The sequence below is a fragment of the Paenibacillus lignilyticus genome, assembly GCF_017942085.1.
In the GTDB taxonomy this organism is placed as follows: Bacteria; Bacillota; Bacilli; order Paenibacillales; family Paenibacillaceae; genus Paenibacillus_Z; species Paenibacillus_Z lignilyticus.
Map to the genome: position 1 here is coordinate 1 of NZ_JAGKSP010000012.1, position 25,503 is coordinate 25,503.

Here is a 25,503-nt window from a genome sequence, read left to right on the forward strand (position 1 = left end):
CCGCGGAACCGAAATGAATGACCGTTCCGGCGTCAATCCACACCGGCCGCCGCAGCGGAAGCGCCTCGCCGTCGATCGACGGTGCCAGGTCGGCGCCGCATACGGCGATCAGCATCGCCTCTTCCGCCAGCAGCTGCGGTCCATTCAGCGTGAGCTCAAGCCCTGCCGCGCCGGGCGCATTGCCGACGAGCAGATTCGCCGTCCGCAGCGCGATGCTGTCCATCGCGCCGCCTTCGGGAATACCGAAGCGCCGCCAGCCCGGTCGCCCCAAATCTTGTACCGTTGTATGTAAGCCCGGTTTGATGATGCGTAGACTCATGGCGTTTCACCTTGCTCCTTCAGGTCCTGCTCGGAAATCGGAACAAAACGCAGCCTATCGCCCATGCGAAGCAGAAAAGGCTCGGCTCTCTTCGGATCAAACAACCGAAGCGGTGTTTGGCCGATCAGCTGCCATCCTCCCGGCGTCGATAACGGATAAATGCCGGTCTGCCCGCCGGCAATGCCGACAGCCCCCGCGGGCACGCTGCTTCGCGGCCGGGCAAGACGCGGCTGACGGAGCTCGGCGGGCAAACCGCTCAAATAGGGAAAGCCCGGCATGAAACCGATCATGGCAACCTGATACTCCGCAGCAGCATGGCGAGTAACGAAACTCGCTTCCGTCATGCCCGCACGTGAGGCGCATGCTGCCAGATCAGGTCCATAATGACCGCCATAACATACCGGGATTTCGATAAGTCTGGGTTCAATCGCATACTGATGCCGCGTATCCAGCAGAACCCGTTCTACATCGGCAGCCGCCTGCTCATAGTCGAACCTTTCATAAACAACGGTTACCGTATCATAGGCCGGAACCGCATCGACGAGCCAAGTAAGCCCGGCCTCTCGCAGCAATTCCGCCATTCCGGCAGCGAGCAGCCAGCGCTCTCCTTCCTGCATCGCCGTATCCAAATATACGACAAGTGCCCGATCTCCAAGAGGTCTGATTCTGAATGCTCGCGCTGCAGACTCGCCCACATAATTCACCATTTTTCTCATATTTTCAACATTGCAATTCCGAATTGGAAGGGAATCCCGCTTAATGATAATCTCCTCTAGTTTGTACCATTACGTGCCTTTTTGTCCAGCATCTTTACAAAGCTTTTCTAAAACATTTTCCGACATAAAGCGTTCTATTCTGACGTGTAGCGACTAATGACCTCCACGAGTAAATCATTGAGACGTTTCACCTCATATTCCCCGACAGCCGGAGCCATGTGATCATTCCCGATACCGCTGTGATCCGTTAGAAATAAATAAGTCCCGCCCGTCGCCGTTGCCATGAAACGCATCAGATATTCGGTCTGTACATCTACGCCGCTGGAAGCTACCGGAATGATCCGTATTCCTTCTGCTGCGGCCGATTCCATCAGCTCATGAATGCGTTTGGTCACCTTGCGCTCATGATGCGGCGGAGCGTCAAGCACGAGAAACAACAGTCTGGCCCTTGCTTCGCCGCTCCATTTATGATCATCGATGGCATTTTCCAGTGCTTCGTCCACCGCTTCCGGAAAATCGCCTCCGCCTGCTGCGCTTTGCTGGGAAAGCTGTTTGACGGCCGTATCGATATCCTTCGTAAACGGATAATCTTTAACGAGATACTTATCGCTCCGATCCCGGTAGAAATTCGTGCTGACTTGAATATCCAGCTGCTGTCCGTTATCCCGGCCGACGCGGGCCACGACATCCTTCAGCTCCGATTTCAGAAAATCCAGCTCATCCTGCATGGAGCCCGTTGTATCCACTACGAGCATCAGATCAACGCCAAGCGACGGATTCACCCGTTCGTTTAGATCCACCTGCAGCGCGGAACCTCTTGGAATCTGCACATTCTCGTATTGCTTCTCCTGATTGCCCGAACGAATGATAACCCCGTACCTCTCTTGATTCTGCTGTTCATCGAATAATCCCGCATAGGCTGACGCTTCTCCATCGATATTGGTCCGCGACTCCCATACCGTATCGCCATCGTCATCAATAAGGCTGACCTCTGCATCGGACACCGGCTTCCCGCCTCCGGTCACGACAACTTCCAATCGATTCTGCGGAAACACAGACCAATAGGATTGCTGCTCTCTGCCCTCGCCGCTATTGAGCAGCTTGATCCATTCCCTCCAGGAGGTAAGATCGTTCCACTCTCCGGCAGTCAGCTGGCCCGGCTCTGAGTCGTCGTACTGACTTCCCGGCGAAGTCGTCTCGTCTTTATCGCCGGAGGCATCATCCGTCGGCGGTGCAGGCTCTTCCGAAACGGATGAATCTGCTTTGTCATTGCTGCTTGAGTCGGTAGTAGCTTCACCGCGGTCGCTTGTGCTGCTGTCGTCCCTTGCTTCCGTGTTCGAACTGTTGCTTGCAGAATCCGTATTCGCCGCGGAATCGTTCTGATTATCGGCCGAGGAGCACCCCGCCAGCAGGAATGTTAGCGCAGCCAGCAGCAGAAGCGACGTTTTCATCTTTCCTTTTACCATTACATTCGCTTTACTCGGTGCATGTTCTCTGTTTATTCGTTTCCGTTGTTGCATCCGAATTCCCCCTCGATTCTTTTGGAAGCCAAACCATTATATGTAAGAGTCGGCTTATATCCATCGACGGAACCCGGTTGTAAATTGTTGCATTCTCGGCGGCGCGACAGTACAATCGGGGGAAGTATATTTTGGGGAAGAAAGGATCGCTGCTGCCATATGGAAACTTACTCGCTTGCAGAGCTGAGCATTATCTACAACAATGTCATTACAAAATTAATTTATAGGTCTGCTCATTTGGTTGTGGTCACGGACGCCGGCTACAAGCTGTGGTACATCGAGATCGACGGCATGACGCAAACCGCACTCCTTCACATGTTCCATGAATCCGAAGATATCGGCATTTCCTTATCCGGCATCACGGTCGGCGGCAAGCCGTTCCAAGCAGGCGGGTATTTCCACCCGAATGCCCAGCATCACGCTGCGGCTATCCGCGGTGACGGCGAGCTGAACGGCTTCTAGAAGCTATAGATTGAAACGCATAAAAAAAGCAGCTCGGTTCTCCTTCCAAGGTGGAAGGAATGAACCGGAGCTGCTTTTGTCATATATGGGATTACTGCACGGCAATGCCTTTGAAGAAGAGCTCAAAGGTAATGGCCATTCGGGTATCGAGCGAATCCTCGGACTCTTCCATCGACCAGACGAAGAGCGTGCCGAAGTAAGCTTGAAAGGCTTGCTGCGCCATCATCTCAGCCGGCATGTCTCTGCGGAATTCGCCGTTCTCCTGCCCCTCGGCAATAAGCGGCAGCAAAGCTTCTTTGAGCGTAGTGAGCATCGAGTTATGGTTATCAAGCGCCTTGGCGCTGCCCAGCATGGCTTGAAATAATGCGCGCGTAAGCGGTTTGCTAAGCTCGAATTGCTTCACGATTTGGAATAACAGCAGCTGCAGACGGGGCACCAGCGGGCCGGGCTTGTCTTTGAGCTTCGCCACCTCGTTTAACGCAAAGATCGCTTGCAAGTCACAGATTAGTTCATCCTTGGAAGAGAAATAATTGAAAAAAGTGCCTTTTGCAACGCCGGCTTGCTTGGCAATACTTTCAACGGATGTCTGCTCGTAACCCAGCTCAGCAAATAAAGAGAGCGCAGCTTCTTTGATTCGAATGCGTGTCTGTTCTTTCTTGAGCTCGCGGTTCATCGCTATATCCTCCATCTGAGTTGTTCGCGTTCAGTCAATGCTAATTGTAGCACAGCCCTTACGCTCCGTAAACATGAGTTGACCACCGGTATAAAATGCTGCTTTTCTTCTCGAATTCATACGATCGAGAATGAAACCGAATTCATGAAACAGGCTAATTTTGAACCTGTGAAATAATTATGACCGTTAGTTCAAAATTATTGACGGATGGTTTTGTCTTGCGCTATAACTATTCATAGAGAACCTTTTAGTATCGAGGAGGTATTGAAATGTCCGAACGTATCGTTCGAGGAATTGCCCGCGCCAAATGGGCAGTCCTGATCGCTTGGCTGGCGATAACCGTCGCCTCCATGTTTGCGCTGCCTGATCTGGCGGCCATTGTCCGGCAAACCGAGCAGAAATTTATTCCGGCCGATTCCGAATCCGTCGTAGCCAAGCAGCTTATGGAGCGGATCAATCCGGAGACAACCACCAAATCCAGTGCGATCCTCGTTTATTCCCGCGAAGGCGGCATGACAGCGCAGGACCGCGATTGGCTCAAGGCCAAAGCTGCCGAGCTTGCACAGCTAAGCGGCAAGGATGGCTTCAAGTCGGTACAATCGGCTTATGAAACGCCGGAGCTTGCGGAGAAATTCCGCAGCAAGGATGGCACAACCGAGCTGCTTATCGTCGGGTTCACCCGTGCGGATAATGATACGCTCACCCAGGAAGCGGTCGATATACTCGCCGCTAAAGTGGAAGGCGCTCCGAGCGGAAGCAAGGTAGAGCTCACGGGGAGCGCTCCGATCGGCAAAGATTTTCAGCAGAGCTCCGAAGAGGGCTTGAAGAAAACGGAGCTGCTCACCGTCGCGCTCGTGCTCGTTATTCTTCTGCTTGTTTTCCGTTCGCCGGTCGCCCCGTTCATCCCGCTTATTACGATTGGCATTTCCTTAGTCATCACACGCGGGCTCGTTGCACTGGCCACGGATTACGGCATGCCGGTTTCGTCCTTTACTGAATCCTTCCTGATCGCCGTCTTGTTCGGTGCGGGAACCGATTATTGTATTCTGCTTATCCAGCGTTTCCGCGAGGAGCTCAGCCATGACGGCGACAAAGCGGAAGCACTCGTGAGAACGATGCGGACCGTCGGCAAAACCGTTGCCTACTCCGCAAGTACGGTATTCGTTGCGTTCTTCCTCATTGGTTTCGCCCAGTTTGGCCTCTATCAATCCGCCGTGGGCGTATCCATCGGCGTTGCCGTTACGCTCATCGCAGGACTTACCTTAACGCCTGCCTTGTTGATGATCTTCGGTAATGCCGCCTTCTGGCCGAGCAAAATCGCAAGCGGCCAAGGGCATGGCGAATCCAAACTTTGGGGGGCGATGGCCGCACTTGCCGCACGCAGACCCGTAGCCATTCTGGTTGTCACCGTTCTGCTGCTTACGCCCATTACGTTCCTGTACCATGGCAAACGGTCCTTTGACGACTTGGCAGAAATTAATCCGCAGCTCGGCTCCGTGCAGGGCTTTCGCCAAGTGGAGCATGCCTTCGGAGCCGGTGAAGTGTTCCCGCTCTCCGTAGCGCTGCGATCGGATGAGTCCATGCGCAATCCTGCCGCACTGGCCGCTCTCGAAACGGCAAGCGCGAACGTAGCGAAGCTAAACGGGGTCAAAGAAGTACGAAGCGCAGTAAGACCGCTCGGCGAACAGCTGGCTGACCTGACGGTGTCGAACCAGCTGGTACGAACCTCTGATGCGCTTGAGAAGATGAAGACCGGCGTCGATCAAGTAGCGGACGGCCTAACTACTGCCGGCAGCTCGATTGCGAGCGGGCAAGCCGATATTCAGAAGCTGACAGATGGCTTGCGGACGATGGCTTCTCGCACCTCGGAAGCGCAAAGCGGATTGAAGCAAATCTACGGCGGCATGCAGCAGGCGTCCCAAGGCGCCGGCCAGCTGTCCGGCGGACTCAAGCAGAGCGCTGAAGTATCCGGCTCCATGAGCCAAGATTTGCAGGCGCTGCTGAAGAAATATCCGGAGCTGAAGAATGAGCCTGCCATGCAGCAATTGCTGGGCAAGCAGCAAGGGTTATCCGGAGGATTAAATGAGCTTTACGCCGGGGCGGCTAAGCTGTCCGCAAGCTTCAATCAATTGAATCCGGGCGTAAACAAAGCAGCCGACGGACTTGGTCAGCTGGCTGAAGGTCAATCCCAAGCGGCGGATGGTACTGCGAAGCTGGGAAGCGGACTTCAAGCGCTTACTGGCGGCTTAAAGGACGGTGCCGCGGGTCTTGGGGACATCTCGAAGGGTCTCGCTTCGGTGAAGGATGCGCAACGTACAATTGGGGACAGTCAAATTCCGGGCTGGAATCTTCCTCAGGAAGCGCTCGACAGTCCTGAGCTGAAGCAAGCGCTCGATTACTATATTTCCGCCGACGGGGAAACCGCCAAGATGGAGATTGTCCTCGCGGTTAATCCCTATTCGCCTGAGGCGCTGACTACGGTTGATCAGATCCGGTCTGCGCTGAACCACAGCTTCGAAGGAAGTGCCATCGAAGGAACGAAGGTGTATCTATCCGGCACGTCGGCACAAATCTCGGAGCTGAAGGATATTTCGAAAAACGACTTTACGCGTACAGGCGCATTTGTGTTGCTCGGGATATTCATCGTACTCATGATTCTGCTGCGTTCCATTCTGGCGCCGCTCTATGTGCTGCTTTCCCTTGGCTTTAACTTCCTGGTCACCATGGGCATCGTCGAATTCATTTTCGTACAATTGCTCGGCAAGGAAGGGTTGTCATGGAGCGCTTCCTTCTTCGTCTTCCTTATTATCGTAGCGCTGGGCGTCGATTACAGCATCTTCCTCATGGCCAGATTCAAGGAAGAATATCGTCCGCGGGGCATTACGTATGCGATGACGAAAGCGATGTCGACGACAGGCGGCGTTATCATTTCCGCGGCGGTCATTATGGGCGGCACCTTCGCCGCACTAATGATGTCCGGCGTGAATACGCTCCTGCAGATTGGAGCAGGTATCGTCATCGGTCTGATTCTATATGCCACTGTCTTTATGGGGCTTGTCATTCCCGCTCTTGCAAATCTGTTCGGCGAAGCTAACTGGTGGCCATTCCGCCAGCGAACAGCACTTCAAACCGAAGCGGCGAAGAGCAACGAAGAAGGAACCGGCACGCGTTACAAAGAGCAAACGTCCGAATAAGATAAAAAAGCTGTATCCGCTCCTTCTCGAGGTGGCGGATACAGCTTTATTGTTTATATAGATGATTCTGCTACAGCACGTTTGGCCGCTTGGTGCGTATACGCAAACAGCTCCATTAGCTCCATGTGCTGCACATATTCAATCGCGCCTCTGGCTTCCTCGGAAATGGTCCCGCTCTCTTGCAGGGCAATCATGCTGGTGAGCGCCGGAGCCTGCCAGCGTACTTGTCGTTTGATCACCTGCAGCGCATCCCGAATAGCGCCTTCCTGCAGATCTCCTAATATGACGCTGTTCTGCAGCCAATCCGCTACTCGCGTTTGCAAGCTCTCCATCGCCGGATGGGCGCCTGCATTGCTGAACCAGTAGTTCGCATTGGAGAAATCACCTTCCATCCGGTGCATAATGCCGTGCCAATAGCAGCCTGTCGGATCGTCTTCAATCTCTTGGGACTGTTCATGCGACGCATCCAAGCTCTCGTTAAGCAAATGCAGTCCGGCTTTGAGCGCGATGAGCGCTGGTACCGCGGATTTCGGAGTTCCAGCGGAAATTAAAGGTAAAGCGGCTATTTCTTGATCGAGTGCAGCATCCCATACCCGTTTCGGAGACAGGGCTTGCATGGTCTGACGCGATTCCAATTGTTCGATGATTAGCGCTAATGATTTCTTCAAGCCGCATCCACTCCTTCAACAGTTCGTAACGCCAATCACTTCCATGAGTGGACTCTATTGTAATGGATGCCCTTCGAAAATTCAATGAGAATATGCCTATTTATCCATACGGCCCACGCGGATGAAAGCCAAGCAGCCGAGTAAGCCGTGGATTATCCTTCGCAGCCTCGATAACATGCTGCGGCATCTTATAATGAATGAACGGATAGAAGCGCTGCGATACCCAGCGGCGTCCATAGGTCACCTGTTGCACCATCCGAACATGACTGCTTTCATTGCGTGCGCCGCGGTGCCAGGTCTGGCCATTGAACAGCAGCATGTCTCCTTTCTTGGCGACGATGGAAACCGGACCTTGACCGTTAAAGAAAGGCGTTTCTTTCGGGGAGGCTGGATGCCTTCCGCTTCGGTGACTGCCCGGGACAAGCTGCGTCGGCCCCATATCTTCCGTCACATCCGTCAAATAATACATCGCCGTAAACATAAAGCATGGCATCTGAATTCGCGGATCCAGCTCGGCCTCCTCCGGCATCGGAAAGAACAGATCCTCATCCACATGCCAGAAATCAATGCCGGTGCCCGGCGTCGTGTACAGCCCGTTATTGGAGAACATATGGCAGTTTGTGCCGAGCACCGCCTCAGCAAAGGACACTGTCCGCTCTTCATCGATCAGCTGCAGAAACAGATTGTTTCGCTCAAACATTTTCGTGCGCAAATTGGCACCGTAGCCGTCAGGCCCCGTCGTCTTAAATTCATGCTCAAACGCCTTCCGATAAGTATCTACCCGTTCTTCGTCCAGCATGTTTCTGATTACGGTGAACCCCTTGCGGTAAAACTCCTCCAGATGGCCTTGCAAATCAAATTCCGCTTGCTTGTTCGAAGCTGTGTCCATCCCTTTCCCTCCCCTAGCGCCTGTTCATATTTTCCAACTGAGACGGTTCTGCTATAGTAAATTTATTACACAAACAACAGCGTTCGATTGGGTAATTTAACGCGAAGGTTGGACTTTCTGACAGCTTGGAGGGGGCAGCGCATGGATCATTATGTGAATCAACAGTTTATGGATAACCCTTCATTTCCTTTTCGGGCATTTCGCGCTCCGGTCACCACCGATTATGAGCTGCATACGCATGATTTTGTCGAAATCATCTATGTGACGGAAGGCCAAGGCATTCATTTATTTCAAGATCAGCAATTCCTCATTCGCGAAGGGGATATCTTCATCATCCATCGCCATGTCCCTCATGGCTACAAACGTCTGCCGGGCACGCCGTTTACCGTAAACAATATTATTTTCGATCCGTATTACTTCGAGCAGGAGCTCTCCCATATGGCCGGCGTGACGGCATTCATCGATTTCTACTACGTCGAACCCTTTCTTAGAGAGAAAACGCGTAATCCGTCCGTGATGAATATCGGCAAGCTTGACCGCATGGAGGCACTGGTCATCCTCGATCGGCTTGTATATGAAGATACGAATCGCGAAGCCAACTACGAACTAATGGTCAGAGCGCATATCATGCAGTTATTCATCTATCTTAGCCGCTGCCATGAACGATCGTTTAAGAAGCCGATGACTGCGGCAAGTGACGAGAATGCGCTTATTCGCAATGTTTGCGACTTTACGAGGCAGCATTACGCGAAGCCGCTAAGCCTGCAGCAGCTCAGCACTTTATGTAACCTCAGCCAGACGGCATTCACCACCAAATTCAAGCAGCATATCGGCATGACTTTCATCGAGTTCCGCAACCATATTCGTTTGCAGGAGGCGAAGAAGCTGCTCGAGACGACGTCCGGCAAAATCATGTCCATCGCGCTTGAGGTCGGTTTCGAGGATTTAAGCTTCTTCAATCGGATGTTCAAACGGCAATTCGGCGTAACGCCGAGTGAATATCGAACCGAGTATTGGCGAGAATCTTCCTAGAAACAAAACAAGCTCCCGGGCCTCGCAGGCCTGGGAGCTTATCTATTATAGAAGTGCTTATTTGCTGTGCAGTACTTCAGGCGTAGTCAGTTTGTCGTAGAAATCAACCGACTTGTCCTTGTCATCGGAATTGCGAAGTGCCATTGCGGAACGAGGATGCTCGTCCAACATGCCTGTAATCATATAAGGAATAATATAGCCCCACTCTTCTTTTTCACGCAGCGTAATCATGTGCTTCTCGATCATATCCAGCACCGGACGCACATTGTACTTCGTGTTCTTCAGATGTGCGACAAGCAGTTCCGTTGGGCAGTTGCCTGCCGCGCGGCCCATGCCGTATACGGAAGCATCCAGGAACTCGACGCCTTTCTCCACGGAGATGAGCGTATTGGCGAAAGCCAGCTGCATGTTGTTGTGCGTGTGTACGCCCAAACGTTTGCTTGGCAGGTACTTCTGGAATTTGCTGACCAAGTAGTTGAAGTCATTCGGATCCAAGCTGCCGTAGGAATCAACCACGTATACGACGTCAACCACGCTTGCTTCGATCAATTCGAATGCTTCAAGCAGTTGGTTCTCCATTACGTTGGAGAGCGCCATAATGTTCAGCGTTGTTTCGTAGCCGCGGGAATTGAATACGTTAACCAGCTCCAGCGCCTTCGGTACGTCTTGAATGTAGCAGGCAACGCGAATCAAATCGAGCATGCTCTCTTCGCGCGGAAGAATATCGTTCTCGTCTACCCGTCCGATATCGACAAGTGCAGAGAGCTTCGTATTCAGCTTCTGCGGGATGACTTTACGAAGGAAGTCGTCGTCCAGGAAGCGCCATGGACCAGCATCTTCAGCGCCTTTAAGCAGCTTCGGCGAGTTCTTGTACCCGATTTCCATATACTCGACGCCGGCTTCATTCAGCGAGTTGTACAGATGCTGAACGAACTCAACGCTGAAATCCCAATTATTGACGAGTCCGCCGTCGCGGATCGTGCAGTCGACGATTTTACAATGACTTTTTTTCGAAGCATTCATAGCATTGTGTCTCCTTTTTAGCCAGATCTTGTCTTTTCTACTCATAATACTTGATATTGGCTATGAACGCAAAGTCATTTTTGTCAGAATTGCACTACTCTTCGGATTATATGGCGCGGAAGGATTTCCTTGTGCTGACCATCGTTTGATCTAATTTATCGCTTAGTTTCTCCAGCATTGTCGCCAGCTCCGACGATCTGGAAATCAGCTGATGCTGCTCATTCGAGCTGCCTGTGACCGTCTTTACGCTGCCCGTCAATTCAACGGACATGCGGGAGATTTCCTCGATGTTGATGCTGAACTGCAGCGTGCTGGCAGACATTTGCTGAGAAGCGCCGGAGATGTAATGAATTTGCTCCGCAACGGTTTTAATAGACCGCATAATGCTTTCGAACGCTGCTCCCGCATCGCACACGGCTTGATTGCCTGATGCCACCTCTGCAATGACTTGATCCATGGATTGGATAGAAGCGCGGTTATTCGCCTGGATGTCTTGAACAAGCTCGGCGATTCTCTGGGCGGAAGCGGTTGTTTGTTCTGACAGCTTGCGGACTTCATTGGATACGACAGTAAATCCTCTGCCATGCTCGCCTGCACGCGCCGCTTCGATTGCCGCATTCAATGCCAGCAGACTGGTCTGGGAAGCGATGTCTGTAATTAAACTTGTAATATCATCTATTTCTTGTGAACGCTGACCAAGCAGCTTCACTTTGGCAGCAGACTCTTGAACGGCTTTGCTCATCGATGTCATCTGCCTGACAGCCTTCTGAATGGCTTCATTCCCGTTGTCGGCCTCAGTCGCGACCTCATTCGAGAAATTAGATACGGTGGCAGACGTTTCAGCGATGGTATGGATGTCTCGGAGCATCTCTCCGATAACCTTCTTGCCGGTCTGTGCGCCATTCTCCTGTAAAAGTGCCGCGGCATCGACCTTATGCATCGTTTGTACGATATCCCCTGCCAAGAGATTAAGCGTGGCCGCGTTGCAGCTGAGCTCCTTGGAGTTCATGAGCACCTGGTCCGACGTTTCCGTCACATTTTCGATAATTTGTTTGACCGCTGCTTGAATTTTCTGCTGTTGGGCCGATTCCAGTGCGTGGATGAAGGCTCTGCGCGTCAGAATTTGATAGGTAACGGCGCCGATAAACAAAACGACAAATACGATATGAATGGAGACCATGGCCAGCGAATAATCACGGGTTCCGTAGACAAGCTCTGGGAAGATTAAGAAGCCGAGTACATGCTGCAGAGCGAAGATGACGGTGCTGAAGAGAAGCATTGCGATGAGGTCGTAGTACAAAATAATGGCGAGTACCATAAAGATGGAGAAGTGGTATTCCACCATCCCGTTACCGCCGGCAATAATGGATATGCTGCTGAAGGTAAGCGACAGCGTCATCAGAAGCGGAACGCTCTGCTGTTCCTTCTGTAACCGCATGCAAAATCCGGCAAGCAGTAAGAAAATAATCGGTAATGCGAAGAACGTTTGCTTAAGTAAGGAGAGAAGCGTTGAACCTGAACCATTCTGATCCGGATGATGATCATGCTGCATGGACAAACCGAGCCAATCGAATGCGTGCACCAGAAGCGATAAAAGCACAATGATCGTAGAAATGAATAACATGACACGGTTTTTCTCTCTAAGCATACAACAAGTCTACCTCCCAATATTTGTATAAATATAAAAAGAGTCCACCCATGTTCAGGATGGACTCCTTTTCACCCGGTAACCTGTCCACCATGGCATCGGCATCGATGCTTTAGGCCTAGGCTTTGCGTCCCAACATTTCCATTGGTTTGCCTTTATCATATGAGAAGTAGTTGTAAGACTATGGTTTCGTTAATGTTAACAGGGTTAATTATAGGAGAGAAAAGCCCTAATTGTACATAGCGCAATTTGTAATCTTTTGTCGAATTTGTCAGATCATCTCTTCTGCTTTCACCACTTCGTCGAATTTATCGGCCGTAATAAGTCCGCTGCGAATGGCAGCCTCACGCAGCGTCAGGCCTTCCTTATGGGCGGACTTCGCGATAGCTGCCGCGTTCTCATAGCCGATATGAGGATTGAGCGCCGTAACGAGCATCAGGGATTCGTTCAGATGACGGGCGATTGCTTCCCGATTCGGCTCAATGCCAACCGCACAATGCTCATCGAAGGAGCGGATGGCATCGCTGAGAATGCGGGTCGACTGCAGAAAGTTGTGAATGATGACAGGCTTAAACACATTCAGCTCGAAGTTGCCTTGGCTGGCCGCGAAGCCGATTGCCGCGTCATTGCCCATGATCTGACAGACCACCATCGTCAGCGCTTCGCACTGCGTCGGGTTGACCTTCCCCGGCATGATGGAGCTGCCCGGCTCGTTCTCCGGGATACGAATCTCGCCAATCCCGCAGCGAGGGCCGCTTGCGAGCCAGCGCACGTCGTTCGCGATCTTCATCAAGTCCGCGGCGAGCGCTTTGATTGCGCCATGCACGAAGACGATCTCGTCGTGGCTCGTCAGCGCGTGAAATTTGTTCGGCGCGCTAATGAAGTTCTTGCCGGTGAGGCGGCTGATCTCCGCCGACACTTTCTCGCTGAAGCCCGCCGGGGCATTCAGGCCCGTGCCCACGGCTGTGCCGCCGATGGCAAGCTCGCGCAGCTCCTCGCGGCTTGCTCTAATATTACGCTCTCCTTTCTCCAGCATCCGAACCCAGCCGCTGATTTCCTGGCCGAGCGTAAGCGGAGTGGCATCCTGCAGATGGGTACGGCCGATTTTGATTACATCCATGAAGTCTGCGCTCTTCTGCTCAAGTGTGGATTTCAGCTGCGCAATGGCCGGCAGGACGAGATCCTCCACAGCAATCAGCGCGGCGATATGCATCGCCGTAGGGAAGGTATCATTAGAGCTCTGCGAGCGGTTCACGTCATCGTTGGGATGAACGGCTGCTTCTTGGCCTTTCTCCTTGAGCAGCTGCGCCGAACGTCGTGCTATCACTTCATTGACGTTCATATTGGACTGCGTGCCGCTTCCGGTCTGCCAGACGGCAAGCGGAAACTCATCCTGCCACTTTCCTGCAATCACTTCATCCGCCGCAGCCGCTATCGCTTCGGATTTCAGGGCATCCATCTTTCCCAAGCTTCCGTTCACGGTCGCTGCTGCTTTCTTCAAATAAGCAAAAGCGGTAATTAACTCACGCGGCATCTTCTCCGTGCCGATTTTGAAATTGTGCAGACTGCGCTCGGTCTGCGCTCCCCACAGCCGGTGCGCCTCAACCTGTATCTCACCCATGGAATCCTTCTCAATGCGAAAATCGCTCATCGCGACTACCTCCTCATACGAATGGTTTCTGGTCGTTTTACTTTCTATATACCCAAGATGGCACTTTACCTTACTTCTATTCCTATGAAAGAGGCGATGCATCTACGAGCATGCATCGCCTCTTTCCCATGATTACCTATTTGCCGGCTTGTAATACGGATTCTCCGGCTAAAACTGACTCCTCAGCTCCGGCGGCAGCTCCCTGCTCTTGCGCGTGTTCGAATCCATCGTTACGCAAGTAACGATAGCATCCCCGCACAGCTCGCCCTTCTCGTTCACGATCTCTTGTTTGAGCACATAGCTGCTCCGCCCAGCCCGCTCCGGCGTCGTTGCAACCGTCAGCCGATCACCTTGCCTGCATTCCTTGCGATAGTTGATATTAATATTAACCGTTACCGTCTGAACGCCCATTGCCAGTAACACATCATAGTGCAAGCCTGCCTGCTCATACCACGCTTCCCGCCCCCATTCGAGGTACTCCAAGTACTTGGCGTTGTTCACATGCCCGTTCACATCGATTTCCGTTGAACGAACGATAAGCTCCAGATTCGCTTGCATCGATCCTCACACGCCTCCTTTGCCGCGGCCGTGTTTTACAGCATCGGCCTAGTTGCCTTCATGTTAGCTCGCGATTGTATGGATGTCAAAGAGTTAGGCGAGGGGTACCGACGCGGGAAAGCTCCGATCCCAACCGAACCATAATAGCCTCGCGCAATGGTGCCTGAGAGTACGAAAAGCAAACTCTTACCGGCGATATCGCGCCGATTTGCTGCTGAAAGTTCCGATATCGAACTCTCAGCTTTCTAACTAACCTTGATCTCCACTCGATAGAAGCTGAGAGTTCCAATATAGAACTCTCGCCGCCGAAAACTCGCCGATTTGCTGCTGAAAGTTCCGATATCGAACTCTCAGCTTTCTAACTAACCTTGATCTCCACTCGATAGACGCTGAGAGTTCCGAAAACAAACTCTCACCGCCGAAAACACGCCGATTTGCTGCTGAGAGTTCCGATATCGAACTCTCAGCTTTCAAAGCAACTGCTAGACGCGCGAGCGCGGCATGCCATACATATGAGACTCCGAAAACTCAGAGCTGGGATTCTAACGAATCCTGGAAGCCTTATTTGAACAATATGGCTGAGTTTTAAATTCTAACGAATCCTGTAGGCCTTATTTCGGTTAGAAGTGCCCTATTTGGCTGTATTTCCCTCAAATAAGACCTGTACGATTCGTTAGAATTTTTTAGTGGCAATTTTCGAGCAAATAAGGCTCTCACGATTCGTTAGCCGTATCGTCGCCGACAACATTCAGAATAATTGCTGCTACCGTTGGGGTTGGGGTTGGGTTGGGGTTGGGGTGGGTGCCGGTGCTGGTGCCGGTGCTGGTGCCGGTGCCGGTGCTGGTGCCGGTGCTGGTGTTGGTGTTGGTGTTGGTGGTGATGTTGGTGCTGATGTTGATGTTGGTTTTGGTGTTGATGTTAATGCCGGTGCTGGTGCCGGTGCTGGTGTTGGTGTTGGTGTTGGTGTTGGTGTTGGTATTGGTGCTGGTGCTGGTATTGGTGCTGGTGCCGGTGCTGGTGCCGGTGCTGGTGCCGGTGCTGGTGCCGGTGCTGGTGCTGATGCTGGTGTTGGTGACGCGTTTCGGGTTTCGGGTTTCCGGCTTCGGGCTCCGGCTTCGGGCCTCAGCATTATCCACTCCCAAACAACAAAAAAAGCCGCCCTCTCCGAACCTGCCGGAGAGGGCGGCCTTTCATTCTACCACTCTGCGAACGAGCCGTCGTCGTACGCAAGACGAGGTGTATCCCAGTCGCCGGCGTAGCCGCGTTCAATGAGCGCTTCTTCGTTGATTTCGATGCCAAGCCCCGGTCCTTGCGGGATCGCGACGTGGCCGTCGATGACTTCAAACGGCTTCTTCAAGTAACCTTCGCCAAGGTCCCACTTCTCCGCCATCGAAGGATGCTCTTGGATCAAGAAGTTCGGCGTGCAAGCATCGAGCTGCAAGCAGGCCGCAAGCGAGATCGGTCCAAGCGGATTATGCGGCGCAATGGAAGCATAGTAGGTTTCCGCCATAGCGGCGATCTTCCGTCCTTCGAAGATCCCGCCGGCATGGCACAGATCCGGCTGAACGATCGCTACTGCGCCTTTCTCCAGCGCTTCGCGGAAGCCCCAACGTGTAAACAACCGCTCTCCCGTCGCAATCGGAATGCTTGTCGATTGCGCTACGCGCAGGAGCGAGTCTACATTCTCAGGCAAGCATGGCTCTTCGATAAACATCGGATAATACGGCTCGAGTGCCGCGGCAAGACGAATCGCCATAGCCGGGCTGACCCTGCCGTGGAAGTCGATGGCTATGTCTACCCCGCTGCCCACAGCTTCGCGGGCTGCAATGAACTTGTTCACCTGGCTCTCCACGAAAGCCAACGAATCCACATGCCGTACAGGCGCGTCTACGCCTGTTTTGATCGCGTTGAAGCCGGATTCTACTCTGCGCTTGGCATTAGCAGCGAACGCTTCCGGCGTCTCGCCGCCGCAATGGCAGTACATACGAATCTTGTCGCGCACTCTGCCGCCGAGCATTTCATAGACAGGCATGTTGTAAAACTTGCCTTTAATATCCCATAGCGCCTGCTCGATTCCGCTTATTGCGCTTACGAGGACAGGACCGCCGCGATAGAACGTTCCGCGGTACATGATTTGCCAGTGATGCTCGATGCGAAGCGGATCTTCGCCGATCAAGTAACGCTTCAACTCTTCAATGGCTGTCGCTACGGTAAGGGCACGGCCTTCGACGATCGGCTCCCCCCAGCCAACAATGCCTTCATCGGTCTCGATCTTCAGAAACAGCCAGCGAGGTTTCACATGATAGAGCTTCAAATCTGTTATTTTCACAGCTTCCGATCTCCTTTACGTCCTATACTGGTTTCATTGAGCTGGGCAGCCGGAAACTAGCCGTTCCCCTTCTCCGCCCATACCGGGAGCAATGCGCCGCCATCCATAAACATGGTCGTTCCTGTCATATAACCGGCACTGTCGGAAGCAAGAAACACCGCTGCTTCGCCTACTTCCGCCGGTGTACAGAACCGTCCCATCGGAATGCGAGTTGAGATCGATTCAATGGCCTTTTGGATGCGCTCGTTTCCATCGCCCCAGCCATTCTTCGTATAGCCCGGCGCAATGCCAACAACCCGAATGCCGTGAGGGGATAAGTCGAGTGCCATATTCTTCGTCAGCTTGTTTACAGCAGCCTTCGCCGCCGCATAAACGGTGGAATTCGCCCAAGTTCCTTCGGCATGATTGGAGCTGATTTGAATGATGACTCCGCGTGTTCCGTTCTTGACCATATGCCGCGCCGCCTGCTGCGAGCAGAAATAGAGTCCTTTCAAATCGGTATTGAACACTTCGTCGAACAGCTCCGGCGGCGTTTCGAGGAAAGGCTTCATCCGGGTAATGCCCGAATTGTTGACATGCACGTCCAGCCGATCGAAACGTCGATTAAATTGCTCGAACAAGGATTCGACGCCTTCAAGCGTAGAGATATTCGCCTGAACCGCCTCCGCCTTCACACCGAGGGCGTTGATCTCGCGCACTACTTCCTGAGCCATCTCCGCACTTGTATTGTAGTTGACACACACATCGTATCCGGATCGTGCAAAAGCAAGCGCAATGCCTCTGCCGATCCCGCGACCTGAGCCTGTTACTAAAGCAACTTTGCGATCCACGTAAGTCCCCCTACCCTTTCAAGCCTGTGAAAGAAACACCTTTCTCGATGAGTTTCTGACAGGAAGTGATGATAAGCATGAGCGGAATCGTAGCGATAACCAAGCTGGACATAATGACGTTGGAGCCCATGCTTTGCCGCTGCTGGAAGTCATTAAGCGCAACGGTGAATGTCCATACGTCTTGCGTCCGAGCAACGACAAGCGGCCACAGGAATTCGTTCCATACCGCAATAAACGTCATAACCGCAACAACCGTAAAGATCGGCGCCGACATAGGTACGATGATTCTCCAGAAAATCTTAAACTCGGAGGCACCGTCGATGCGTCCCGCCTGCAGCAGCTCGCCCGGCAGCTGTTCAAAGAACCCTTTGAACAAGAAGATAACGATCCCCCATGCCGTATGCGGCAAAATAATGCCCCACAGCGAGTTGACCAAATGGAGTTTATCCATCGTTAAATAAAGCGGAACGAGAATTGCGATTTCCGGAATCATAATCGTGGCCACGAAGAACAGCGTCAACCAAGTACCGACTTTGCTCCGAACTAGATGCGCAAGCGCATAACCAGCCGTTCCACCGATCAGCAATTGCAGGATAATGGTGGATCCGGTTACGATTACGCTGTTCAATAAGAAATGCGGAAAACCGAAATTGGCGCCTTTGCTTTCGTCACCGGATTTTTTCCAAAGCACGATGTAATTGTCGAACAGCCTTCTCCAGTCCTTCACCTCAGAGATGGTGAGCACTTTCCCTTTCACAACTTTCGATTCCGTCAGCCATTTCAACGCATTTGTCGCGTGTAACGGCAATTCCGCGGCAATTTCAGTGGAGCCCGTATACTTGTCGCCATCACCCTTGAAATCGAACGAGGTTAATTTCCCGGCACGAATTTTGGCCAGCTTGTTCTTCATAACCGCATGCGTGGCTACCATGGTCGGAACGATCTGCGGCCGTCCAACCGTAAAGTTATAAGCGGGCATCGACGCTTTATAGACGATAACGCCATCTTTCACGCCGGTTACCTTCATCGCGCCGACCGCTTCATTCTGCATTCGTTTCCAAGTGAACCAAATCGCCTCCATGGCATCCAGTTCATATTCCTCCGGCTTCGAAATATCCGCGCCATCGTAATTGAGCGTTACGCTTACGGTTTTGGGCACCTCAGGAATCCATTTAGGCGGAAAGCTGTAAATGGAAATGTTATCTTTCATTGATGAGCTGATCATCCAGACAAGCGGAACGATCGACGATAGAATAAAGAATATGGCAACTGAATAGGAGACGATTTTGACGGATAAACCGCCCTTCTCCCTAATGCGTCCGCGTCCAGCCATAAGATACTCCTTTCCGGATCCTCTAAATGAGAGGATTGCTGAGTCGACCGGAAGTCTCCTCAAACCAATCCTCTTAATCCCTGTTGGACAATTTGAGCTGCACGTAAGTGATCAGCGCGATAATTACGAACATGACGAGTGAGATCGAACCCGCTACCCCAAATCGGAACTCCTTGAAGGAACTATTGAATACGAGCATGGCCAGTGTCCGCGTGCTGTTCGCCGGTCCGCCGCCAGTCATAATGTACATCGGGTCAAACGTCAGGAATACACCGCTTATAAACGAAATAAACTGAATCCCGATAACGAACTTCAAGCTTGGAAACACGATCGCTGTCATTCTGCGCCAAGGTCCGGCACCATCAATCTTGGCTGCCTCTACGTTCTCGCTCGGAATGCCCTGAAGTGCCGAATAGTAAATGAGCATCCCCATTCCGGTTGCAAACACGCCGGGCAACACGATCGCCCACTTGGACATTGCGGGATCGTTGAGCCAGCCGTATGGACCAAGTCCGATGAAGCTGAGCAGGTAGTTCAATAAACCGTAATCCGGATTATAGAGCCATTTCCAAAGCAGATAGCCTGCTACTGAAGGAACGGCTGTAGGGAGCAAGTACAACGAACGCATCGTTTTGCTGGCAAATTTAACTTCGTTTAGCAAAACCGCCTGCACGATCGGCACCCAGAACGTAAGGATGAAATAAATAAAAAAGAAAGCAAAGGTGTTCCGGAGCGCGTTCCAGAACTCCGTCGAATGCCATAAATACTTATAATTATCCAGCCAGACAAACTTGCCCGGCGGGTTAATGACCTTATAATCAAAGAAACCCATATATACGGCTTGCAGCAGCGGGTAATATTTAAATACCAAGAAACACACGATAGCAGGTGTCAAAAACAAAATAGGCGTCCACGATATCTTAAATCGGTAGGGAGTTTTTAATTGCACTTGCGGCTGCTGCCCAGTGGCTGTTTTCATCGCTTCCGCTTCCTTTCGGAATTACAGGCGGAGCAGCTCGCGGCATGACTTGCCCGCTCGCTGCCTCCGCCTGCGTCATATTATTTCTTCACGGATGCGTTATACGCATCGACAACTTCTTTCTGAGCTGCATCTTGCGCTTCTTGAAGCAGCTGTTTCGGATCGGATTTCTCATCCGTCAACGCTTTTTGTACCGCTTTAACTACATAAGGAGTCAGACGCTCTTTCAAGAAGTACTCCAGGTGAGTATCGGAAGCCGCTTTGTTTACAGCAGCGACCAGCTCAGGTGAGATATCTTTCGCGAATTGGGAAGGATCCACGTCGTTGCGAACGGACAGCAGGTTCGGGAACATACCGTTGTCTTGTTGGAATTGCAGGAATTTCTCCATCACTTCTTTGGAGTTCATGTACGTGATGTATTTCCAAGCTGCATCTTGTTTTTCTTTGGAAGTCTTAGGATTGATGATCCAGTACGCGCCGCCGATTTGGCCTGGACCTTTGCCGCCAGGACCTACCGGATATGGTGCAAAGCCTACATCATTCAGATCCATACCTTGAGCAACATAGTCGCCGAATCCGCCGGATGCCGCATTGGACATCGCTGCGCGGCCTTGGAAAATATCGTTCATGTTGTCTTGGTAGCTTTGGAGCACGTTGTTTTGAACGATTTTATGCGTCCATTTCAAATCTTTGTAGAACTGAAGGGCTTTAACGGAAGGATCTTCTGTGAAGGCCAATTGTACAGTACCGTCTGGCTGCAGGTGCGTCAGGTCGCCGCCGGCTTGCCATACGTAGTACTCGAACCACCAGTCAGCCCACTCCATACCCAGAAGCGTGATTCCGTATTGTTTCTTGTCTACGTTAGTCAGCTTCTTACCGAACTCAACCAGTTGATCCCAGTTGGCAGGAGGCGTATCGCGATCAAGTCCTGCTGCTTCGAACATTTTCTTGTTCCAGAACAAACCTGTTACATACATATCATGAGGCACGCCGTAAACTTTGCCGTCGATTGTGCCGGCTTGCATCGAGGATGCGATAAATTTGTCTTTGTCCGCATATCCATCCCAATACGGAGTCAGGTCAAGCGCTAGGCCTTGGCCAACCCAGTCAGCAATGATTGGGAAGTGAGCTGCGTGGTAAGCATCCGGTCCGTTGCCGCCAGCCATTGCTGTAACGAAAACCTCACGGTCATTCGTACCTTGCGGCATCAATTCATGTTTCACTTTAATGCCTGGATTTTGGGTTTCGAACTCTGCGTAAATTTCTTCTTTCAGCTCTTTCTGTGTGTCTTCCGGTGTTGGCTGATCCCAAACCGTGATTTCAACGTTTGCTGCTGGTGTATCTGTTGTAGCTGCTTCGTCCGTTGCAGCATTATTCGTGTTGTCGGCTGCTGGTTCTGTCGTCGTATTCGTCGACTCTGTGTTTGTGCTTGTTTTATTTGCCGTGTTGTTGTTATTCCCGCCCCCACAAGCTGATACAATAAGCATCAAAACCATGACACAAGCTAAAACTGTCCATTTTCTAAGTCGTTTTGCGTTGTTCACTTGACTGCCTCCCTTGAATGATTTCGTCTACAAATGAAGTATATCCCCATCTTGATAGCGCTTTCTATGTAATATCGTAACATCCTATTAGCAAAATATTAACTTTTGTCTGTAAATTCAGAATGGCTAATAAAGGAAATGTTCGGAAGTTGTCGAATACACGAGGTAAGCGCTGTCAGTGCCGGAGGGGAATTCCTTGAAGCAGATGTGGACTTACTTTCAAAGCCTTAATAACCAATTCCGCAGCAAAATGATATTATCCTTCTTCATTGTCATCAGCCTTACGGCATTTATTATGGGCTATTCGTACTATAGAATTATGAGCAACGAACTTGAAGCCTCCACCTTGCAAGGACTTGAGAAGCTGACGGAACAAACGGTCGATACCCTTGACCTTCATTTCAAAACGATCGGCAATATCGGTTACAGCTATTTCAGCGATACGTCGCTGCAGAAATTTCTGGATGCTCCTCTCAACTTTGATATCCAGCAGTATTATCGCAACAAGCTCGCCTCCCAGAAAGTACAAAATCCACTCATCTCCTTCTTAGCGATCACTGACCTCAAAGGCGAGCAAATCAGCAGCTACTACTACTATAATGCCAGCGTAAGGACGCTTCTCGATCAGGAGCAAGCCATATTGTATCGCAAAGCGCTCGATCAGGATGGCTTCCCCTTCTGGAGCGTGTCCTATACGACGATCAGCACTACCGTTACCCCTGTCAAAACGATCAGCTACATCCAGCTGCTCAAACGAATCACGATGAATGCCCAGCATCCCATTGGCTACATCAAGATCGATATGGACCCCCGCGTGCTTGAGAAAACCTTGCTAGGCTTGCAAAGCGACGACGGCAGCAACTATTACATCGCGGATGCCGGCGGCACGATTGTGTTCTCCCGCAAAGAAGAGGAGATTGGCAAATCGATTGCCGGCACCCCTCTATACACGGGCTACAAGGATGCGCAAGCGAATAAGAAATACATGGATTTCCGATATGAAGACGACGATGAGAATACCAATATCGGCTTTTATCACAAGCTCGGCGTCAGCGATTGGGTTGTCATCGGCAGTGTACCGCTGGACCGTATCCTGCAGAAGGTGGATACGTTCCGAAATACGCTAATTCTGATTGCAGCCATCAGCTTCTTGATCGCGATGCTGCTCGGTTCCATTATTGCCGCAAGCGTTACACGTCCGCTCAAGGAATTGAATAAGAAGATGAAGCTCGTAGAGATGGGCGACTTTCAAGCGTTCATTGAGGTTAAAGGTTCTGATGAGCTCTCTACGATCCAGCACAGCTTTAATAAGATGACATCCGAAATAAGCACGCTCATTTCCAAGGTCTATGAAACGGAGCTCCTGAAGAAAGAAGCGGAAATCAAAGCGCTGCAAACGCAAATCAACCCGCACTTTCTCTATAACACGCTCAGCACCATCGACAGCATTTCTTCCATTCACGGCGATGAGCGAATCTCCTATATCTGTCTGGCGCTTGGCAAGATGCTTCGATACAACCTCAATGGCGGGAACATCGCTACGATCCGGGAAGAGATGGATCACCTGAACCAATATCTATCGATTTACAAAATCCGGTTTCCCGAGAAATTCCACTATGAGATCCATACGGACGAGCAAATCGACGACTACATTCTGCCTAAATTCCTCATTCAGCCGCTGGTAGAGAATGCAATCATACACGGACTGGAGCAAAAGGTGGGCTATAAGTTTGTCCGCGTTTCGCTTATGAGCCTTGATGAGCATTCGCTGCAAATTATCGTCGAAGATAACGGCGTCGGGATGGAGCCGGCCATTATTGAACTGTTTCATCGCAAGCTAAGCGATCCGAACGACATTATGTCGCGCCAGGTTTCCTCGCGGACGATGATCGGACTCGCCAATGTCTTTAAACGCATTCAGATGTATTATGATACCGACCCTCAGGTTGTCATTGACAGCAAGCCGGGGGCAGGGACGCGGATCTATTTTGTATTGCCAAAGCAAACGGCAGGAGGCGGTACCGGTGAAAGTATTAATCGTGGATGATGAGCCGTTGCTTCGAGAAGGGTTAATTCGCAAAATCGCCTGGGAGCCGCTCGGCTTACAGCTTGCAGGTGAAGCCGGAGACGGCTTCGAAGCCATGTTTCAGCTGGCGAACTGCCAGCCGGATATCGTATTGACGGATGTTCGCATGCCGGGGATGGACGGGCTGCAGTTTATCAACTCGGCGAGGGTGAATTTCCCGAGGACGAAATTCGTGATCATCAGCGGGTTCGATGAGTTCGAATATGTGCGCGAAGCGCTCCTCTATAATGTAAGAGACTACTTGCTCAAGCCGATCGACAAAGAGAAGCTGAACACCCTGCTTGAGGGCATATGCGAGGAGCTGCGGAAAGAACAGCAGGAAGCGGCCGATCGCAGCAAGCTGAGCGAGCTGAACGATATGATTCGCCAGAGCAATCTGCAGCCGCTCGACTTCCAATTGACTCATCTGATCTCGGAGCAGGAGCCCCGCTGGGACGGTATTCCCATGAGCCTCATGCAATGCACCTCCTTCGCCGGAGCATCCGTCAAGATCGTGTATCGCAACGAATCGTCCCGCTTTCAAGAGAATGAAGAGCCGCTCGCGAGATTTGCTATCCAGAATATTATTGAGAATACATTGGCAGCCGAGGCCGGCGTTCAATTCCTGGTATTCAAGCACGCGTATCACTCGGAGGAGATCGTTGTTTTCCTGGGTTCGCAGAGCGGCGAGCTTGGTCTGCAAGGGCTGATCGAAACCTTCAATCAAACCGTAGAGTGGATCAAACAGCATCTGGGCCTTGTCATCTCAATCGGCCTTGGCGGCATTAAGCAAGAGATGACGCAGCTTCGTCTCTCCTGCATGGAAGCGCGCAAGGCGCTGCAGAATCGCCTGCTCTTCGGCAACGGCAACGTATATACGGATGTTGAATCTCCAACTTCCGCCGCATCCGCTTACCCGCGCGTATTCGTTCAAGCAGAACGCGGTCTAAGCGCAATGCTCGAAGACGGCCGGCATCAGGAGTTTCTGGATTATGCGGGCCAGCTGTTCCGCACGCTCGCCGAAACGTCGGGTGCCAGATACGAGCAAGTGGAATATCTCTATACGGATATCATCCACATGCTGCGCAAATATGCGGCCAAGACCGCGACCGACTTGCCCAATTGGAATCTGGGCACGCCAATTGCCAGCTTAGACAATCTCAGAAGCTGGAAGGATATTATCGCGATCATCGAGCAGCAGCTGCAGCGTCTCAGCGGTATGCTGAACCGGGGAACCGATCAATCCTGCGACGAAATTATCGAGAGCGTCAAACAATACATTGAGGTTCATTATGCGGAGGAGCTTTCCTTGCAGTGGGTTGGAGAGTCGTATTTCATTCATCCCAATTATTTCTCCAAACGGTTCAAGACGGTCGTCGGCATCAGCTTCAATGACTATTTAACGAAGGTGCGGATTGAGCGTTCCAAGGAGCTGCTTCGGACAACAACACTTAAGATCGCCCGAATCTCGCAGCTTGTCGGCTACGAGGATCAGAACTACTTCTGCAACGTGTTCAAGAAAATAACCGGAACCAGCCCTTCGGCATTCCGAAGCTAGACTGGCAATTGTGACGGAATTAGCCGCATGGCTGCCGGTCATGCAGCGAGTTTGCTTGATCAGAAACAGCCTTGTTGCCGTTAGCTAACGATAACGAACTCGGTCCCATTCCCGCTTGCAGCCTGGTTATATCGTTGCGGTCATAAATGTCCGTTACAGGCATTTATCTGTATTAGGCTGACTGTAACGGTCATTTTTGTCCGTTATAGCCGAATTTTCAGTGCTTAGGGCTTAGTTTTCGGTTATAACGGACATTCGTGACCGTTAGCATTGTTGTTGTCGGTATTGTGGCTTCTAACGGACATTCTTGACCGTTAGGTGACAAATACATAGGGTCCTTCTTCTTCTCCGTCAACGCCACCAATAATTAAACTCGATAACAACAAAAAACCGACCGTATAATTACGGTCGGTTCATCGTGCCTGGCGACGTCCTGCTCTCCCAGGACCCTGCGGTCCAAGTGCGCTCTGCGGCAGCATCGTCTCTTCTCTCGAAGAAACGATGCTTCTTTG

General features: G+C 51.6%; 21 protein-coding genes and 1 riboswitch. Of the genes, 5 read left to right on the top strand and 16 right to left on the bottom strand.

The features are described from left to right. From I8J30_RS23235 to I8J30_RS23245, 3 genes are all read right to left on the bottom strand, one after another. Window positions 1-319: 5-oxoprolinase subunit C family protein (locus I8J30_RS23235; protein WP_476703948.1), on the bottom strand; the 319-nt coding region annotated here is incomplete at its 3' end. Then, window positions 316-1,035, bottom strand: a complete 720-nt coding sequence (gene pxpB, locus I8J30_RS23240; RefSeq protein WP_210662219.1) for a 5-oxoprolinase subunit PxpB — start codon at window positions 1,033-1,035, stop codon at window positions 316-318. The genes I8J30_RS23235 and pxpB, both read right to left, overlap by 4 nt. Window positions 1,036-1,169: 134 nt before the next feature. After that, window positions 1,170-2,555: a VWA domain-containing protein gene (locus I8J30_RS23245; protein ID WP_240548318.1), complete on the bottom strand. Its 1,386-nt coding sequence runs from the start codon at window positions 2,553-2,555 to the stop codon at window positions 1,170-1,172. A gap of 159 nt (window positions 2,556-2,714) precedes the next feature. On the opposite strand from I8J30_RS23245, the gene I8J30_RS23250 reads away from it, so the two are divergent. Continuing rightward, window positions 2,715-3,017, top strand: coding sequence for a hypothetical protein (locus I8J30_RS23250; protein ID WP_210662221.1), 303 nt, complete (start codon window positions 2,715-2,717; stop codon window positions 3,015-3,017). 91 nt (window positions 3,018-3,108) lie between these two features. Here I8J30_RS23250 and I8J30_RS23255 read toward each other — a convergent pair whose 3' ends face one another. Beyond that, a complete protein-coding gene (locus I8J30_RS23255) occupies window positions 3,109-3,690 on the bottom strand; it encodes a TetR/AcrR family transcriptional regulator (RefSeq protein ID WP_210662223.1) in 582 nt (193 codons plus the stop codon). Window positions 3,691-3,959: 269 nt separating this feature from the next. On the opposite strand from I8J30_RS23255, the gene I8J30_RS23260 reads away from it, so the two are divergent. Next, window positions 3,960-6,884 (top strand): MMPL family transporter, encoded by a 2,925-nt coding sequence (locus tag I8J30_RS23260; protein ID WP_210662225.1) that lies wholly within the window; start codon window positions 3,960-3,962, stop codon window positions 6,882-6,884. A gap of 53 nt (window positions 6,885-6,937) precedes the next feature. Here the strand turns inward: I8J30_RS23260 and I8J30_RS23265 are convergent, their stop codons facing one another. Both I8J30_RS23265 and I8J30_RS23270 read right to left on the bottom strand, forming a co-directional pair. Beyond that, the gene (locus I8J30_RS23265) at window positions 6,938-7,552 is read right to left on the bottom strand and encodes a hypothetical protein (protein ID WP_091212975.1); all 615 of its coding nucleotides are present in this window, start codon (window positions 7,550-7,552) and stop codon (window positions 6,938-6,940) included. Window positions 7,553-7,652: 100 nt separating this feature from the next. Beyond that, the gene (locus I8J30_RS23270; protein WP_210662227.1) at window positions 7,653-8,441 is read right to left on the bottom strand and encodes a phytanoyl-CoA dioxygenase family protein; all 789 of its coding nucleotides are present in this window, start codon (window positions 8,439-8,441) and stop codon (window positions 7,653-7,655) included. A gap of 141 nt (window positions 8,442-8,582) precedes the next feature. Between I8J30_RS23270 and I8J30_RS23275 the strand changes: the two genes are divergently transcribed. Next, entirely contained in the window at window positions 8,583-9,473 is an 891-nt protein-coding gene (locus tag I8J30_RS23275) for an AraC family transcriptional regulator (protein WP_210662229.1), read from the top strand. A 57-nt stretch (window positions 9,474-9,530) separates the two neighbouring features. On the opposite strand, the gene I8J30_RS23280 is transcribed toward I8J30_RS23275, so the two are convergent. From I8J30_RS23280 to I8J30_RS23325, 10 genes are all read right to left on the bottom strand, one after another. Further along, complete coding sequence (locus I8J30_RS23280; protein ID WP_091212968.1) at window positions 9,531-10,496, bottom strand: aldolase catalytic domain-containing protein; 966 nt, start codon at window positions 10,494-10,496, stop codon at window positions 9,531-9,533. 106 nt (window positions 10,497-10,602) lie between these two features. After that, entirely contained in the window at window positions 10,603-12,144 is a 1,542-nt protein-coding gene (locus I8J30_RS23285) for a methyl-accepting chemotaxis protein (RefSeq protein ID WP_210662231.1), read from the bottom strand. Window positions 12,145-12,218: 74 nt separating this feature from the next. Further along, window positions 12,219-12,308, bottom strand: a riboswitch (cyclic di-GMP riboswitch). Window positions 12,309-12,415: 107 nt separating this feature from the next. After that, entirely contained in the window at window positions 12,416-13,795 is a 1,380-nt protein-coding gene (gene fumC, locus I8J30_RS23290; RefSeq protein WP_210662233.1) for a class II fumarate hydratase, read from the bottom strand. Between the two features lie 168 nt (window positions 13,796-13,963). Beyond that, window positions 13,964-14,353 carry an acyl-CoA thioesterase gene (locus tag I8J30_RS23295; RefSeq protein WP_210662235.1) on the bottom strand — a complete coding sequence of 130 codons (390 nt, stop codon included), beginning with the start codon at window positions 14,351-14,353 and terminating at the stop codon, window positions 13,964-13,966. Between the two features lie 713 nt (window positions 14,354-15,066). Continuing rightward, window positions 15,067-15,495 (bottom strand): hypothetical protein, encoded by a 429-nt coding sequence (locus I8J30_RS23300; RefSeq protein WP_210662237.1) that lies wholly within the window; start codon window positions 15,493-15,495, stop codon window positions 15,067-15,069. A 53-nt stretch (window positions 15,496-15,548) separates the two neighbouring features. Then, window positions 15,549-16,682 carry a galactonate dehydratase gene (dgoD, locus tag I8J30_RS23305; protein WP_210662239.1) on the bottom strand — a complete coding sequence of 378 codons (1,134 nt, stop codon included), beginning with the start codon at window positions 16,680-16,682 and terminating at the stop codon, window positions 15,549-15,551. Between the two features lie 56 nt (window positions 16,683-16,738). Beyond that, window positions 16,739-17,512, bottom strand: coding sequence for an SDR family NAD(P)-dependent oxidoreductase (locus I8J30_RS23310; protein WP_210662241.1), 774 nt, complete (start codon window positions 17,510-17,512; stop codon window positions 16,739-16,741). 10 nt (window positions 17,513-17,522) lie between these two features. Beyond that, window positions 17,523-18,845: a carbohydrate ABC transporter permease gene (locus tag I8J30_RS23315; RefSeq protein WP_210662243.1), complete on the bottom strand. Its 1,323-nt coding sequence runs from the start codon at window positions 18,843-18,845 to the stop codon at window positions 17,523-17,525. A gap of 73 nt (window positions 18,846-18,918) precedes the next feature. Further along, window positions 18,919-19,824 carry a carbohydrate ABC transporter permease gene (locus I8J30_RS23320; RefSeq protein ID WP_210662245.1) on the bottom strand — a complete coding sequence of 302 codons (906 nt, stop codon included), beginning with the start codon at window positions 19,822-19,824 and terminating at the stop codon, window positions 18,919-18,921. Window positions 19,825-19,904: 80 nt separating this feature from the next. Next, window positions 19,905-21,368, bottom strand: a complete 1,464-nt coding sequence (locus I8J30_RS23325) for an extracellular solute-binding protein (RefSeq protein ID WP_210662247.1) — start codon at window positions 21,366-21,368, stop codon at window positions 19,905-19,907. A gap of 205 nt (window positions 21,369-21,573) precedes the next feature. Here I8J30_RS23325 and I8J30_RS23330 point away from each other — a divergent pair, with 205 nt between their 5' ends. Further along, window positions 21,574-23,415 (top strand): cache domain-containing sensor histidine kinase, encoded by a 1,842-nt coding sequence (locus tag I8J30_RS23330; RefSeq protein WP_240548330.1) that lies wholly within the window; start codon window positions 21,574-21,576, stop codon window positions 23,413-23,415. Next, window positions 23,393-24,991, top strand: coding sequence for a response regulator (locus I8J30_RS23335; protein ID WP_210662251.1), 1,599 nt, complete (start codon window positions 23,393-23,395; stop codon window positions 24,989-24,991). Before I8J30_RS23330 ends, I8J30_RS23335 begins: the two co-directional genes overlap by 23 nt. Window positions 24,992-25,503 lie beyond the last annotated feature (512 nt).

Excerpts from the sequence above, each read along its gene's own strand:
- pxpB (WP_210662219.1), bottom strand. The coding sequence starts at position 1,035 with ATGAGAAAAATGGTGAATTATGTGGGCGAGTCTGCAGCGCGAGCATTC.
- I8J30_RS23245 (WP_240548318.1), bottom strand. The coding sequence starts at position 2,555 with ATGCAACAACGGAAACGAATAAACAGAGAACATGCACCGAGTAAAGCG.
- I8J30_RS23250 (WP_210662221.1), top strand. The coding sequence starts at position 2,715 with ATGGAAACTTACTCGCTTGCAGAGCTGAGCATTATCTACAACAATGTC.
- I8J30_RS23255 (WP_210662223.1), bottom strand. The coding sequence starts at position 3,690 with ATGAACCGCGAGCTCAAGAAAGAACAGACACGCATTCGAATCAAAGAA.
- I8J30_RS23260 (WP_210662225.1), top strand. The coding sequence starts at position 3,960 with ATGTCCGAACGTATCGTTCGAGGAATTGCCCGCGCCAAATGGGCAGTC.
- I8J30_RS23270 (WP_210662227.1), bottom strand. The coding sequence starts at position 8,441 with ATGGACACAGCTTCGAACAAGCAAGCGGAATTTGATTTGCAAGGCCAT.
- I8J30_RS23275 (WP_210662229.1), top strand. The coding sequence starts at position 8,583 with ATGGATCATTATGTGAATCAACAGTTTATGGATAACCCTTCATTTCCT.
- I8J30_RS23280 (WP_091212968.1), bottom strand. The coding sequence starts at position 10,496 with ATGAATGCTTCGAAAAAAAGTCATTGTAAAATCGTCGACTGCACGATC.
- I8J30_RS23285 (WP_210662231.1), bottom strand. The coding sequence starts at position 12,144 with ATGCTTAGAGAGAAAAACCGTGTCATGTTATTCATTTCTACGATCATT.
- fumC (WP_210662233.1), bottom strand. The coding sequence starts at position 13,795 with ATGAGCGATTTTCGCATTGAGAAGGATTCCATGGGTGAGATACAGGTT.
- I8J30_RS23295 (WP_210662235.1), bottom strand. The coding sequence starts at position 14,353 with ATGCAAGCGAATCTGGAGCTTATCGTTCGTTCAACGGAAATCGATGTG.
- I8J30_RS23315 (WP_210662243.1), bottom strand. The coding sequence starts at position 18,845 with ATGGCTGGACGCGGACGCATTAGGGAGAAGGGCGGTTTATCCGTCAAA.
- I8J30_RS23320 (WP_210662245.1), bottom strand. The coding sequence starts at position 19,824 with ATGAAAACAGCCACTGGGCAGCAGCCGCAAGTGCAATTAAAAACTCCC.
- I8J30_RS23330 (WP_240548330.1), top strand. The coding sequence starts at position 21,574 with ATGTGGACTTACTTTCAAAGCCTTAATAACCAATTCCGCAGCAAAATG.